Source organism: Paraneptunicella aestuarii (assembly GCF_019900845.1).
Taxonomy (GTDB): Bacteria; Pseudomonadota; Gammaproteobacteria; order Enterobacterales; family Alteromonadaceae; genus Paraneptunicella; species Paraneptunicella aestuarii.
The window spans coordinates 4,504,813-4,519,911 of record NZ_CP074570.1 but is presented as its reverse complement, the minus strand read 5'-3'; the positions used below and the strand labels follow the sequence as shown (position 1 = coordinate 4,519,911).

General features: G+C 46.2%; 9 protein-coding genes, 2 tRNA genes, 2 rRNA genes and 1 CRISPR repeat array. Of the genes, 4 read left to right on the top strand and 9 right to left on the bottom strand.

Annotated elements, in window-relative coordinates:
- The first annotated feature begins 180 nt into the window (after positions 1-180).
- The 4 genes from KIH87_RS17615 (at position 181) to rrf (ending at position 3,925) form a co-directional block, all read left to right on the top strand.
- Positions 181-257 (top strand) — tRNA-Ile (locus KIH87_RS17615).
- Positions 258-489: 232 nt separating this feature from the next.
- Positions 490-565, top strand: a tRNA-Ala gene (locus KIH87_RS17610).
- Positions 566-790: 225 nt separating this feature from the next.
- A 23S ribosomal RNA gene (locus KIH87_RS17605) occupies positions 791-3,666 on the top strand.
- A 143-nt stretch (positions 3,667-3,809) separates the two neighbouring features.
- A 5S ribosomal RNA gene (rrf, locus tag KIH87_RS17600) occupies positions 3,810-3,925 on the top strand.
- Positions 3,926-4,102: 177 nt separating this feature from the next.
- On the opposite strand, the gene KIH87_RS17595 is transcribed toward rrf, so the two are convergent.
- From KIH87_RS17595 to KIH87_RS17555, 9 genes are all read right to left on the bottom strand, one after another.
- A protein-coding gene (locus KIH87_RS17595; protein WP_232359160.1) for an IS630 family transposase occupies positions 4,103-5,132 on the bottom strand; the annotation gives its coding sequence in 2 pieces (ribosomal slippage) (positions 4,103-4,678 and positions 4,680-5,132; 1,029 coding nt in all).
- Positions 5,133-5,405: 273 nt separating this feature from the next.
- A CRISPR array of direct repeats spans positions 5,406-7,156; the repeat unit is 32 nt; unit sequence GTCGCACCCTACGCGGGTGCGTGGATTGAAAC.
- 108 nt (positions 7,157-7,264) lie between these two features.
- Positions 7,265-9,391 carry a methyl-accepting chemotaxis protein gene (locus KIH87_RS17590; protein ID WP_232359159.1) on the bottom strand — a complete coding sequence of 709 codons (2,127 nt, stop codon included), beginning with the start codon at positions 9,389-9,391 and terminating at the stop codon, positions 7,265-7,267.
- A 530-nt stretch (positions 9,392-9,921) separates the two neighbouring features.
- On the bottom strand, positions 9,922-11,187 hold the full coding sequence (murA, locus tag KIH87_RS17585; protein ID WP_232359158.1) for a UDP-N-acetylglucosamine 1-carboxyvinyltransferase: 1,266 nt from the start codon (positions 11,185-11,187) through the stop codon (positions 9,922-9,924).
- Between the two features lie 169 nt (positions 11,188-11,356).
- Positions 11,357-11,617 carry a BolA family protein gene (locus KIH87_RS17580; protein WP_232359157.1) on the bottom strand — a complete coding sequence of 87 codons (261 nt, stop codon included), beginning with the start codon at positions 11,615-11,617 and terminating at the stop codon, positions 11,357-11,359.
- Positions 11,618-11,646: 29 nt separating this feature from the next.
- Positions 11,647-11,952 carry an STAS domain-containing protein gene (locus KIH87_RS17575; protein ID WP_232359156.1) on the bottom strand — a complete coding sequence of 102 codons (306 nt, stop codon included), beginning with the start codon at positions 11,950-11,952 and terminating at the stop codon, positions 11,647-11,649.
- The gene (gene mlaC, locus KIH87_RS17570; protein WP_408635823.1) at positions 11,952-12,596 is read right to left on the bottom strand and encodes a phospholipid-binding protein MlaC; all 645 of its coding nucleotides are present in this window, start codon (positions 12,594-12,596) and stop codon (positions 11,952-11,954) included. Before mlaC ends, KIH87_RS17575 begins: the two co-directional genes overlap by 1 nt.
- Before the next feature lie 46 nt (positions 12,597-12,642).
- A complete protein-coding gene (gene mlaD, locus KIH87_RS17565) occupies positions 12,643-13,110 on the bottom strand; it encodes an outer membrane lipid asymmetry maintenance protein MlaD (RefSeq protein ID WP_232359155.1) in 468 nt (155 codons plus the stop codon).
- A 12-nt stretch (positions 13,111-13,122) separates the two neighbouring features.
- Entirely contained in the window at positions 13,123-13,902 is a 780-nt protein-coding gene (gene mlaE / locus KIH87_RS17560; protein ID WP_232361515.1) for a lipid asymmetry maintenance ABC transporter permease subunit MlaE, read from the bottom strand.
- On the bottom strand, positions 13,902-14,699 hold the full coding sequence (locus KIH87_RS17555; RefSeq protein ID WP_232359154.1) for an ATP-binding cassette domain-containing protein: 798 nt from the start codon (positions 14,697-14,699) through the stop codon (positions 13,902-13,904). Before KIH87_RS17555 ends, mlaE begins: the two co-directional genes overlap by 1 nt.
- Positions 14,700-15,099: the final 400 nt, after the last annotated feature.

The following is a 15,099-nucleotide window of genomic DNA, read 5'->3' as shown; positions in this document are numbered from 1 at the left end:
TAAGTCGTACCTGTTTAAAGGTTTTCGCTTTGACAGCAGTCGTTGTTGGCGAAATAGGTTGCCAGCAATTTAGTCTTAGATGAGGCTTTGCGACGAATGAAGGAAGGAGTTTACACAAGGTAAATGACTGACTGAATGAGGAAGCAAAACGCGATATAAGACTAAAGAGCGCAGCAAGATAGGCCTGTAGCTCAGCTGGTTAGAGCGCACCCCTGATAAGGGTGAGGTCGGCAGTTCAAGTCTGCCCAGGCCTACCAAATCATCCTCATTCTTCGCTATTTGACTCGTCGCTTAGTGGTCTAAGCGTCCTCATCAAATGCCTCGAATGAAAAAGATTTAAATCTAAATAAACAGATACGGTTATTGCAAGTAGTTTCGTTTCAGTCGAGGCTTTTCGAGTAGCGAACGAAGGAGTTTACACTGAGTAAATGACTGAGTGAGATACGAAGAAAAACGACGAGTGAAGCGAAAGTAAGCAGCAAGAAAAATGGGGCTATAGCTCAGCTGGGAGAGCGCCTGATTTGCATTCAGGAGGTCAGCAGTTCGATCCTGCTTAGCTCCACCATTTCTTCCTACTTCTTTGTGCAAGAATCTTAATGAATTTATACGTTGTGTTTAAATTCATTAAGGTTTTGCCTTAAATGTTCTTTAACAATGTGGAAAAGCTGAAAAATCATCAAGTAAGTATTAAAGAATTAGGGTTCTAGCAAATTAGATATCCTATCTGACAAGAAAGCGGCGAAGTCACAGCTTTATGACTCTGAATTACTTAGGTAATTTGGGGTTGTATGGTTAAGTGACAAAGCGTATACGGTGGATGCCTTGGCAGTTAGAGGCGATGAAGGACGTGTTAGTCTGCGATAAGCGTTGGTAAGTTGACAAAAAACGTTATAGCCAACGATCTCCGAATGGGGCAACCCAATCCTTAGGGATTATCTGCACCTGAATACATAGGGTGTAGAAGCAAACGAGGGGAACTGAAACATCTAAGTACCCTTAGGAAAAGAAATCAACCGAGATCCCCTTAGTAGCGGCGAGCGAACGGGGGTTAGCCGATGATTATGATGTTAGTGGAAGGAGTTGGAAAGCTCCGCGATACAGGGTGATAGCCCCGTACACGAAGACATCATATTCACATATTAAGTAGGTCGGGACACGTGTTATCTTGACTGAAGATGGGGGGACCATCCTCCAAGGCTAAATACTCCTAACTGACCGATAGTGAACAAGTACCGTGAGGGAAAGGCGAAAAGAACCCCGGCGAGGGGAGTGAAATAGAACCTGAAACCGTATACGTACAAGCAGTGGGAGCAGACTTGTTCTGTGACTGCGTACCTTTTGTATAATGGGTCAGCGACTTATATTCTGTAGCAAGGTTAACCGAATAGGGGAGCCGTAGCGAAAGCGAGTCTTAACTGGGCGCTTAGTTGCAGGGTATAGACCCGAAACCCGGTGATCTAGCCATGGGCAGGTTGAAGGTTGAGTAACATCAACTGGAGGACCGAACCCACTAATGTTGAAAAATTAGGGGATGACTTGTGGCTGGGGGTGAAAGGCCAATCAAACCGGGAGATAGCTGGTTCTCCCCGAAAGCTATTTAGGTAGCGCCTCGGACGAATACCACAGGGGGTAGAGCACTGTTTGGGCTAGGGGGTCATCCCGACTTACCAACCCCATGCAAACTCCGAATACCTGTGAGTACTATCCGGGAGACACACGGCGGGTGCTAACGTCCGTCGTGAAGAGGGAAACAACCCAGACCGCCAGCTAAGGTCCCAAAGTTATAGCTAAGTGGGAAACGATGTGGGAAGGCTAAGACAGCTAGGAGGTTGGCTTAGAAGCAGCCACCCTTTAAAGAAAGCGTAATAGCTCACTAGTCGAGTCGGCCTGCGCGGAAGATGTAACGGGGCTAAGCTATACACCGAAGCTGCGGCAGCATACTTGTATGCTGGGTAGGGGAGCGTTGTGTAAGCCGTTGAAGGTGAACTGAAAGGTTTGCTGGAGGTATCACAAGTGCGAATGCTGACATGAGTAACGACAATGGGGGTGAAAAACCCCCACGCCGGAAGACCAAGGTTTCCTGTCCCATGCTAATCAGGGCAGGGTGAGTCGGCCCCTAAGGCGAGGCAGAAATGCGTAGTCGATGGGAAACGGGTTAATATTCCCGTACTTGTATGTACAGTGAAGGGGGGACGGAGAAGGCTATGCAGGCATGGCGTTGGTTGTCCATGTGAAAGTGTGTAGGAAGAGAGTTTAGGCAAATCCGGACTCTTAATTCTGAGGCACGAGACGAGCTGCTACGGCAGTGAAGTTGCAGATGCCCTGCTTCCAGGAAAAGCCTCTAAACTTATGTGCATACAAACCGTACCCCAAACCGACACAGGTGGTCAGGTAGAGAATACTAAGGCGCTTGAGAGAACTCGGGTGAAGGAACTCGGCAAAATAGTACCGTAACTTCGGGAGAAGGTACGCCTTTGATTGTGATGAGACTTGCTCTCTAAGCGATTGGAGGTCGCAGTGACCAGGTGGCTGGGACTGTTTATTAAAAACACAGCACTGTGCTAACTCGAAAGAGGACGTATACGGTGTGACACCTGCCCGGTGCCGGAAGGTTAATTGATGGGGTTAGCGTAAGCGAAGCTCTTGATCGAAGCCCCGGTAAACGGCGGCCGTAACTATAACGGTCCTAAGGTAGCGAAATTCCTTGTCGGGTAAGTTCCGACCTGCACGAATGGTGTAACCATGGCCACGCTGTCTCCACCCGAGACTCAGTGAAATTGAAATCGCAGTGAAGATGCTGTGTACCCGCACCTAGACGGAAAGACCCCGTGAACCTTTACTACAGCTTGGCACTGGACATTGACCCTACATGTGTAGGATAGGTGGGAGGCTTTGAAGCACGTACGCCAGTATGTGTGGAGCCATCCTTGAAATACCACCCTTGTATGTTTGATGTCCTAACTTTGCCCCATTATCTGGGGTGAGGACAGTGCCTGGTGGGTAGTTTGACTGGGGCGGTCTCCTCCCAAAGCGTAACGGAGGAGCACGAAGGTTGGCTAATCACGGTTGGACATCGTGAGGTTAGTGCAATGGCATAAGCCAGCTTAACTGCGAGACAGACACGTCGAGCAGGTACGAAAGTAGGTCATAGTGATCCGGTGGCTCTGTATGGAAGGGCCATCGCTCAACGGATAAAAGGTACTCCGGGGATAACAGGCTGATACCGCCCAAGAGTTCATATCGACGGCGGTGTTTGGCACCTCGATGTCGGCTCATCACATCCTGGGGCTGAAGTCGGTCCCAAGGGTATGGCTGTTCGCCATTTAAAGTGGTACGCGAGCTGGGTTTAGAACGTCGTGAGACAGTTCGGTCCCTATCTGGTGTGGGCGTTGGATGATTGAGGGGGGCTGCTCCTAGTACGAGAGGACCGGAGTGGACGAACCGCTGGTGTTCGGGTTGTCATGCCAATGGCATTGCCCGGTAGCTATGTTCGGAATCGATAACCGCTGAAAGCATCTAAGCGGGAAGCGAGCCTCGAGATGAATCATCCCTGACGGTTTAACCGTCCTGAAGGGTTGTTGTAGACGACGACGTTGATAGGCAGGGTGTGGAAGCGTTGTAAGGCGTTAAGCTAACCTGTACTAATTGCCCGAGAGGCTTAACCATGCAACCCCAAGTTGACTTAAGTAACGAATGTGAACGAGTAGCGCTTGGCGTTGAATGATGACTTCGCAAGTCTGATAGGATACTGATACTAGCGTCCTGATTCGAATTTGATGACAGCTTTTTTTACATTGTGACAGTTTATGCCTGGCGGCAATAGCGGTACGGTACCACCTGAATCCATCTCGAACTCAGAAGTGAAACGTACTAGCGGCGATGGTAGTGTGGGGTTTCCCCATGTGAGAGTAGCACACTGCCAGGCTCCTAATTTAATAAAAAAGCCCTTGTCGAAAGACAGGGGCTTTTTTATTTAACTGTGTATCTGGATGCTACTCGAACGTAGTGACAAAAACGTCGGGAGCGTTTTTGAACATGCTTTAGCATGGCCCTTTAGGGCGAGGGCTGGGACTGCCCGAGTAATACCAATCCCATTAAAAACCTAGCCATTTAACTGTGCCCATTTTCTGGTGCATAAAGAGATAACACGATGGGTATCTTTGACAAATGTATTCCAGGCGTCACTACATGCATCCACGATATCTTCATACCCTTCAAATATGCGATTGGATAGTGCGTGCTGACGAAGCCAACTCCATACCTGCTCAACCGGATTCAGTTCCGGTGAGTAGGGAGGAAGCTTTAGCATACGAATATTATCAAACTGTTGGATCGTGTCCTCTGTATGCCATCCTGCGCCATCCATGATGACGACAGCCATTCGCCCCGGTTTAGTACGTTCAGAAATCTGTTTCAAGTGCAATGTCATTGCATCCTTGTTGACCCACGGCGTTATGAGCGCTTCTGTTTCACCGGTTGCGGGACAGACAGCACCGAAAAGATAGGCATATTCAAATTGTTGCTGTTTGACTGCGCGTGGGCGACTGCCAGTTATCGCCCATAAACGAGAGGTGGTATTTTGCTGACCAAAGCGAGCTTCATCCTGAAACCATATATCAACATTGTTCAGAGACAGATGTCCTGGACAAAGTTTGATCACATTAATCTCCAGTTTTTTTAAACTCTTCCTGAGCGTTTTGCGATTGCTTAGGGTGTTTTGAACGGCTGGAAATCCATGAAAAACCCCATTGATGCAAGAGACGGTAAATGTTGGACATTTTATAATCCACATTCAGATGGCTCGATATCCAGGCTTGGATATCGGCTCCCGTCAGTCTTCCCCCAACATCAGAACGACTATGATATTCAATATAGCGAGATAGCTTTTTTATCTGTTCTGATGACAGCGATGCAGGACGACCGGGAGGAGATTTGGCATCCAGGCCATCAATTCCTTTATCCAGAAAAGCCGCTACCCATTTATTTACACTTGCCCTGCTGACCTTAAGTGTTCTAGCTATTTGTGCTTTGTTCATTCCTTCACTGTAATGAGCCAATGCAAGTAACCTGATCCTTTTAGCTGCGTTAGTTTCCTTTTTGGAAAGCGCTGTGAAATCTATCTTTTTTAGCATCTAATTATCTGTTTTGTCTTCACTGACTTAATTAGATCATATTTTTAATGGGATTGGTATAAGGTTAGCTCTGTAAAAATGCAGATTAGTCAATTACCGCTAACCTGCGGTGCTCATTAAAAACCCGGTAGATTAGCGGAAGGCTGCAAGCCTTTAACCACAAGACATTGAAGAAATCTCAGGACTGTTTTATTGTTTGCGTGTGGTGTTTTTGCAGAGGTTAGCGGAAATGCCACATTCAGCCCTTCTGTAATCAGTATCACAGAGGACGCTGTCGCACCCTACGCGGGTGCGTGAATTGAAACAGCGCTCCATCAGCGCCAACAAACTTAACAAGCCAGTCGCACCCTACGCGGGTGCGTGAATTGAAACCGTCACCATCAATATCAGGGTCGGCGTGGTCGCGTCGCACCCTACGCGGGTGCGTGAATTGAAACACAACGTCGAACTAGATAGTATGCAGATCCTTAGTCGCACCCTACGCGGGTGCGTGGATTGAAACCGCCGAAGAATCGGCAGAAGCTACTGCAAAGCTAGTCGCACCCTACGCGGGTGCGTGGATTGAAACCCCTGGATATGGGGTAAAAGGGGGCGGCAGTGGGTCGCACCCTACGCGGGTGCGTGGATTGAAACAGCCACACACCACCTAGCTCATCGGTGAGCATTGGTCGCACCCTACGCGGGTGCGTGGATTGAAACCCACGTGGATTCGTCATTCAATCGGTGAGAACCGTCGCACCCTACGCGGGTGCGTGGATTGAAACTAATTCGTCGTTTCCGGCTTGCGGTAGCAACTTAGTCGCACCCTACGCGGGTGCGTGGATTGAAACTACGGTGTTTGGATATATAAACCCATCTTCTGCTGTCGCACCCTACGCGGGTGCGTGGATTGAAACTAGAATCTAAAACCGGATACTCACTACTAAGTGGTCGCACCCTACGCGGGTGCGTGGATTGAAACCTGGAATGCGAGCCTTTCCCATTGTCATGGAGGGTCGCACCCTACGCGGGTGCGTGGATTGAAACCGTGGATCCTTCTTTGGGTGTGCAATGCAGACGGAGGTCGCACCCTACGCGGGTGCGTGGATTGAAACCATGCAATGCAAGGTGATAATGATGATGACAAAACGTCGCACCCTACGCGGGTGCGTGGATTGAAACCTTGTTGTCCCCAAGAACGAGCAAGAGCAAATAGTCGCACCCTACGCGGGTGCGTGGATTGAAACGTCTACCGAGAGCAGATAAATAAACTGCTCGCACTTGTCGCACCCTACGCGGGTGCGTGGATTGAAACTTTGAGGTAATCGTCCACCTTCACAAGCGCGTTGGTCGCACCCTACGCGGGTGCGTGGATTGAAACTCTTGTTGCTCTTACTGTGTACGCCATTAGAATTGTCGCACCCTACGCGGGTGCGTGTATTGAAACAAATCTCACAACACCTTGTTCATTCAGGTGCTGAAGTCGCACCCTACGCGGGTGCGTGGATTGAAACGCGTTGCAAAGATTGCACACGATACACGCCAGAAGTCGCACCCTACGCGGGTGCGTGGATTGAAACAGCCCTCCTCCACCAGAAGAATGTCCGCCCCAAAGTCGCACCCTACGCGGGTGCGTGGATTGAAACAAGCTGGTGAAGCAGTCGAAATAGTTTTTCTTTGTCGCACCCTACGCGGGTGCGTGGATTGAAACCAAATCTAAACTTTCATCGACTTGATGCTCAATGGTCGCACCCTACGCGGGGGCGTGGATTGAAACGAGGATCATTCTGATCCCACGCATCCTCGTTGAGCGTCGCACCCTACGCGGGGGCGTGGATTGAAACATTCTTTGTTTGCGCCGTTTTCGTCCACGGCCTCAGTCGCACCCTACGCGGGGGCGTGGATTGAAACGCCACCTCTATCAAATCACCATCTAAAATTCTAAAGTCGCACCCTACGCGGGGGCGTGGATTGAAACATAAAATAGATTGATTTTTAACCTGTGGTAAACAAGTCGCACCCTACGCGGGTGCGTGGATTGAAATCAGTTAACCAAGACGGTTCAATTGACCATGAAGAGTCGCACCCTTTGCTGTGCGATGATATTAATGCTAAGCCCTCCAATGTTATGAAGGGCATTACCTTTGAATGGATTAAGTCCCAGTTACCTGGAATCGAGACATAAGCTGCTCGAGTCGGTTAGCACTGCTATCAACTGAACTGGTGCCCAGGCGTACTTCAATCAATGAGTTTTGTAACTTCGAACTGATATGAGTCACTTGTTGGGCACTTTCTAATTGTTCGGTACCTTTTTGATTGATGTTGGATAATGTCGATAGGGTTTGAACGACTATATCCGATAGACCGCCGTCATCTTTGCTCACTTCTTCTGCCGTGCGTAATCCATTTTCAACACCTGCAACGCCAGATTCCATAATCTCTACTGCTTTACGAGCGTTTGTCTGTATAGCATTGATCATTTGGCCTATCTCTGACGTTGATTCAGCCGTGCGCCCCGCTAGATTTCTAACTTCGTCTGCTACGACAGCGAATCCTCTTCCTTGTTCTCCTGCTCTTGCGGCTTCAATGGCTGCATTGAGTGCTAGCAGGTTGGTTTGATTAGCTACCTCGCTGATCAGATCCACTACAGAGCCTACGTTGTTGGCATTACCGTTTAATTGATGGATAGTCTTTACTGAGTTTTCGATAGAAGCACGAATACTTTCAGTTTGATCCTTTACTGCAAGGAATTGACTTTTGGTTCGTTGAGCTGCTGAATCCAAGCCTGTGCGGAGCCCTTCAACTTCTTGTGAAGCCTCCTTAACACTGTGTAATTGCGCTTTTAATCGTTCGATTAACAATTGCATCTGTTGCAATACACTGGTTGCGTTATCACTAAACTCAGCCTGTTTTTCCACCAGAATAGCCTTGGCTTCCTTAACCTCGCTGGAGACCCCCATGACTTTACTGACGGTGCTGTCCAGACTGTCGATAAAGCTATTTATCCAGCGCCCTAATTCGGTGATTTCATCATTGGATTTGCTTCCAATATCCAAACGTTGTTTGAGATTACCGCCACCTTCTGCAATGCCTCGGATGACATCGGTCATTCTGTGCAGCCGACGTGAAACCCGAGATAGCCCTCGTTTGCTGTAAACGATAGCTGATGTGATAACAACGGCTGTTGTGGCTATACCAGACCAAAGCCAATTCCATTCTAATAATGAATAGCATAGCGGTGCAGTTATCACTGCCAGAAGATTGAAAAACAGGTACTGACGCATCAGGTCGTAGCTCAATGAGCGACCACGATAGACTTCTTCCAAATCTCCTTCGCACATCATTCCCCAACGATCCCTGGAGCCTGGGAGTGTGAAAGTTACTCCCTTACCGATAACTGGTATATGACGATAGTCAGAATACGCTGGGTAGGTAACAAATAGATTTTGACCGTTGCTGATGGTTTCCCTGACCCCCGGATGAAGTTCCCCCGTTGCGGGATCCGTAAAGCGGAGCTCCAGCTCGGTATGGTCTCGCACACTAACTATACCCCAATCGGTTCTAACCCCGTCTTTCAGATTGTCTCCCAGAGAGAATGTGCGATCTTCAAATCGTGAACGTGAGAGTGCTGTACCTTGCTGTATGCTCGGATCAAATTTCGAATCCACCATAAACAGATAGTTATCACCGGAATCCTGATAGATGTGTCCAGCCTCACGCTGAATGAGATCGCCGATAACATCATTGGGAACTCTGGCACAAAGACAGATTGACGAACCACTAGGTGCGGTTAATGGCAGGTAGAACATCAATGTCACGGCATCATGAAATTTGGAAGACGTTGGGCCGAGGTCTTTTGTCACTTGATCGATATAGGGGCCATGAAGGAATTGTGAGATAAAACCTTCTTCTACGGCTTTGGGATTGAGATCCTTTGAGCCGATGCGCTTTGGGTATGTTGACGTAATAACAATTCCCTCTTGATCAATAATAAACAGCTCGGATATATCGGAACTTTGCTTAAACTTTGATTGCAGAGTGGAGCTTTCGATTTCTCCATTGGGGCTGAACTGGAATTCATCCGCGACACTTTCCAGAAATTGCCATTGACTCGAGGCCCAATCTTGCAGGAGATCCTGACGAGTGGCTGCAATACCTTCAAAGGTTCGTTCTACAAAAGGATAGCGATGCTTATTGAGGAAGCATGACCAGCCTAGTGAGAACTTACCATTTGAACCAAACCATGGAAGCCAGGTTTTCTCTTGGGCGCTGAGTGACATATTTGTGCTCTTGATCATTTAATACCTCATTACAAGATTCACTTGGGAAGTCGAAGCGCCTTATCAGGTGCGTGTTGGGATACCTATCAGGAAATGTGCCAAAGATAATTTATTAGCCGTACTTATACGATTTTGAATAAAAATTTACTATTTTTTAATGGCATTTCGGTCTTTTTAACGATGAAGTTGAATTTAATTTTGATGGAAATGTGAACGATATTTTTTAGGCGTGCAATATTTTGGTGCTTACTTACGATCGCGCATCAATATTGTGCAATTAGGCGATGTGAGGAGAAAAGTCGCATTATTATCGAAGGTTGGTGAGTATAGGTTTTGGCTATCTGCTTTAATCATGCCTATTAGTGGTGCAATTGGTGTTAAGTGACTAATGGTGAAAGAAGAACCGCAAAAGCCTATTCCCATTGTTTTAGCAGAATCTGCGTTCACAGATATAATGCCGGCTTGCAATTGGATTTGTTCAGAGCAAACCGACACACTTTTGAGTTCTAGGTTATTGCTAACAGCCGTTGTTATTCGCTTACACGCTTAATATTCGCGCCAAGATTTCCTAATTTAGCTTCGATCTTTTCATAGCCTCGATCCAGATGATAAATGCGATCAATCAGGGTTTCGCATTCTTCTGCTACTAATGCAGCAATGATCAAGCTGGCAGACGCTCTAAGGTCGGTCGCCATAACGGGGGCGCCCTTCAACAGCGAGTCGCCCTTTGTGATGGCACTATTACCTCGCAGCTCAATATCTGCACCCATTCGGCGCAATTCAGGAACATGCATAAAACGGTTTTCAAAGATAGATTCTGTGACGGTGGCAGTACCTGAAGCGATAGCGTTAAGAGCAACGAATTGTGCTTGCATATCGGTTGGGAAACCCGGATGAGGGGCGGTATTTATGTTAACGGCTTTAGGCTGTTGACCGTGCATGTTTAGCTCGATCCAGTCTTCCCCTGTTGTGATTTCAGCGCCAGCTTGTTCCAGTTTATTCAATACTGCATCAAGCGTATCTGGTGCAGCATGAATGCATTTAACATGTCCTTTTGTTGCTGCGGCAGCAACAAGGAAAGTACCTGTTTCAATACGATCGGGTAATACGTGGTACTGGCAGCCGTGCAAGTTGTCTACGCCTTCAATTGTAACTTTAGGTGAGCCAGCGCCGCTGATTTTTGCGCCCATGGCATTCAGGCACTCAGCTAAATCGACAATCTCAGGTTCGCGTGCTGCATTTTCAATAACCGTTTGTCCGTCAGCCAGAGTCGCTGCCATCATTAAATTTTCAGTTGCGCCAACACTGACCATATCCATAAAAATATTGCAGCCTTTTAGTCGGTCTTTGACTTTGGCTTTAATGTAGCCACCTTCTACTTCTATCTCGGCGCCCATTTTCTCCAAACCTGCGAGGTGTAGGTTTACTGGTCTCGCACCGATTGCACAGCCTCCGGGAAGTGACACTGTGGCCTGACCATATTTGGCAAGCAAAGGGCCGAGCACCAATACGGATGCCCGCATGGTTTTCACCAGCTCATAAGAGGCGGTTTGGTTGTTAACGGTTTCTGCATTGATGAACACGCTTCCGTCATCCTGACGTTCAGCATGAGCTCCCAGTTGTTTCAGAAGAGCAAGGCTGGTGTTTACATCTCTTAAATCCGGAACATTGGTAAAGGTGCACGATTTGTCTGTTAACAGGCTTGCCAGCAGGATTGGAAGGGCCGCATTTTTAGCGCCGGAAATAGTGACTTCACCTTTTAGTGATACGCCACCATGAATAAGAAGCTTGTCCATTTACAGACCTTATTGAATAGAATTAATGTCGTCAGGAATTAAAAACATAATGCCATAATTACGGCTGTAGTTTCAGCAGTGTTACGTATATATAAGTTTAATGCGGGATAGAATCAGGTATCGGTCTTGTGTTTTTTAGATTCGATACTCTGTTTCTATGCAATTATGATTACGCGTCAGGCAAGATTAATTTTTTGTCACGTTGCCACTCTTCATCAGTAAAAGTACGAATTGAAACGGCGTGCAGTGTGCCATCTGCAATATGTGCATTGAGCGGAGCATAAATAGCTTGTTGCTTTTTCACTCGGCTCATTCCATCAAACATATTGCCAACAGCAATTACCTGAAAATGAGAGCCGTCACCTGTCACGTGTACTTCAGATAAATTGAGGTTTTGTTCAAGAATGGATTTAATTTCTTCTGGTTGCATGATGCTTAAACTGAAAAGTAAAACTGTGCCTATTGTAGCCCTAATATTCCATCTACGTCGCTTATTTTTGCCAATTTATAGATACTATCGGGGACATTTTTTAAGGTCATGGTGATTTGCTTTTTATTGCAATAAATACAGCCATTGACCAAACAAGCGACTCCAGCGGTATCTATATTCTCTACTGAAAATAAATCAAGAGTAATGCACTTACTCTTGATTGATTTGATTGTGCTTTCCAATTGTTTCCACAATGCAGGAACTGTCTCGTTATCCAATGAGCCTTGAATGGCATATTCATTCTGCGAGACAGTAACAAGGGAAGCTACATTCATTAGGCTTGTTCCTGAATGTCGTTCAAAACGATGGGGCGTTTATTTTTTTCTTCCATCATCTCGATAACTTTATCCAGTCCGTCCTGACGCAAGATAGATTCCAATTCACTACGTTTGCTGGAAACCATGCTGATCCCTTCTGCAATCATATCGTAAGCTTTCCACTCTTTAGTTTTAGGATTCTTACGCACTTTGAATGCAATTTTGATATCTGGGCGACCTTCCTCTTTTACCAAAGCTCTAACTGTTACGTCTTTGCGTTTGTCGTAGTCCTTCTCTGGCTCAAACTCGACGGTTTGATTGTCATATTGTCCTAATGCGATTGCATAGGTAGCGATCAGATATTTTCTGAAAACCTGAAAGTAATCGGGGATTCTCTCTGGAGGTACAGAACGATAGTGTTTACCTAATACCTTAAGGGCGGCAAATTGATAATCAATGTAAGGCAGCAGCTCTTGCTCTACAATCTCTTTCAGATGATCTGGATTTTTCTGAATTTGAGGCTGTTCATCCTTGATACGTTTAAATGTTTTACCTGCAACGACCTCCAGCAATGAATATGGGTTATCTTCCTCTTCTTCAGCGAAGGCACCAACACTGAATAGTAAAGATAACAACATGAGTAACGTTGATATTTTTAACATGGAGTGAAAGTTAGTTGTTTGCATTTGCAAGTTTATCCTTATGACTTTAATCATTCTTTTGACTAAATAAAAACTGACCAATCAGGTCTTCCAATACTAAAGCTGACTTGGTATCAGAGATATAATCACCGGGTTCCAATACTTCGATTCCTTCAAATGAAAACCCTGGTTGAAATCCGATATATTGCTCACCGAGCAAGCCTGATGTCAGTATCGAAACTGAGCTGGTATCAGGAAATCCTTCATATTCTTTGCTTATCACCAGCTCTACCACTGGCGTAAAATCTTCAGAATCCAGTTCAATATTGCCCACTCGACCAATAACAACACCACCTACCTTGATCGCTGAGCGGGTTTTAAGTCCGCCGATGTTGTCGAATTTGGCGAATAAGCTATAGGTTTCCCCATTACCACTCATTCCCTGATCTGCAACCTTCAAGGCCATCATTAGTAACGACGCAATAGCCAAAGTGACAAAGAGCCCGACTCCAATTTCAATTTTTCTTGATGTCACGTTATTCTCCTACTATTCCGTACCAAACATTAATGCTGTCAAAACAAAGTCCAAAGCTAAAACTGCCAAGGATGAATGCACCACGGTTTGCGTTGTAGCAGCACTGATTCCTTCTGATGTAGGAATGGAATCGTATCCTCTAAACACTGCAATCCAGGTGACGACAAAGGCGAAAACCAAACTCTTAATGATGCCATTTACAACATCGTCTCTAAAATCTACCGACGACTGCATAATCGACCAGTAACTGCCTGAATCGACACCTAGCCAATCAACGCCAACCAAGTGCCCGCCCAAAATACCAATAGCGCTAAAAATTACCGCCAGCATTGGCATCGAAATAACGCCAGCCCAGAAACGTGGAGCGATAACTCTGCGTAAAGGGTCTACTGCCATCATTTCCAAACTGCTCAGTTGTTCCGTTGCTTTCATTAAGCCGATTTCTGCGGTTAAGGCAGAACCCGCTCTACCGGCAAACAATAAGGCGGTTACTACTGGCCCTAACTCTCTGAGTAGTGACAGAGCAACCATTGGCCCCAAGCTTTCTTCAGCACCGTAATCTACTAGTACAGTATAGCCCTGGAGCGCCATAACCATGCCGATAAACAAGCCGGATACACCAATAATGAGTAAGGACTGAACGCCTACAATGTAAATCTGCTTAATTGTCAGTGGTGTATTCTTTATCAATTGAGGGCGAGCAAAAATAGCGCCCATCAATACGAAAAAGGCACGCCCCATTGTGGCGAAGGATTCAATGGTTTGGCGACCTGTTCGAGCAAAGAATTCCATCACAATGTTTCTCCTAATACGCTGGCGAAATCCTTGGCTGGATAATGAAATGGTACTGGGCCATCTGCTTCACCACGCAAGAATTGTTGTACTAGCGGAGAATCCGATTGTTCGATTTCTTCGGTAGTTCCTTCACCAATAATGCGTTTATCAGCTAACACGTAAACATAGTCAGCGATGGTCATTACTTCGGTGACATCGTGAGTCACGACTATGCTGGTCAGGTTCAGGGCATCGTTGAGTTCTTTAATTAACTTCACCAATACGCCCATTGAGATAGGATCCTGGCCGGCAAAGGGTTCGTCATACATAATTAATTCTGGATCCAGTGCGATCGCCCTTGCCAGCGCCGCACGTCTTGCCATCCCGCCAGATAGCTCACTTGGCATTAAACTCGCTGCACCTCGTAATCCCACAGCTTGTAACTTCATTAATACGGTGGTCTTAATCAGTTCTTCCGATAATTTCGTATGCTCACGAAGAGGGAAGGCGACATTATCAAATACCGACATATCCGTAAATAAAGCACCACTTTGAAATAACATGCTCATATCACGACGAGCTTTGAATAGCTGATTGCGGCTCATTTGAGCTAAGGAGTTGCCTTTAAAACGAATGTCGCCACTATCGGGTATCAACTGCCCACCAATCAACTTCAGCAAGGTTGTTTTACCTATCCCGCTGGGTCCCATTATCGCCGTTGTTTTGCCTTTTTGAATGCGCACGGAAACGTTGTCGTAGATTACGCGTGACCCACGACTGAAACACATATTGTCAATTTCAACGAGATTATCCATGCAAGTATTCGTTCCTGATCGTCAGTGAGGCAAAAACGTATAAGAAAGACGTTTGAGGTGCCACGTTAAGTATGGGTATTTTACGGTTTTTCAAGTCGGGAAAACAAAGTCAAAAAGTAACAACGTATTAGTTAAAAAATCGAATGATTTTAGAGGAGTTCCGGCAGTTAAATTTGAACATAAAAGGCCAATATGCATTGGCCAGGATTAAAACCTGACCGGGACACCCAAATTTCACAGTATGTTACATCAGTTCGGGAACCCTGTTTGTATAAAATTGTCAATTTATGGGTAGAAACACGGCAGATTGAAATAATTCAGTCATAGTTAATAGGCAAGAGGCTTACAATTTGCGACAATCGCGCCTGAAAAAATAATCACCAGTTAACTCAATAGATAA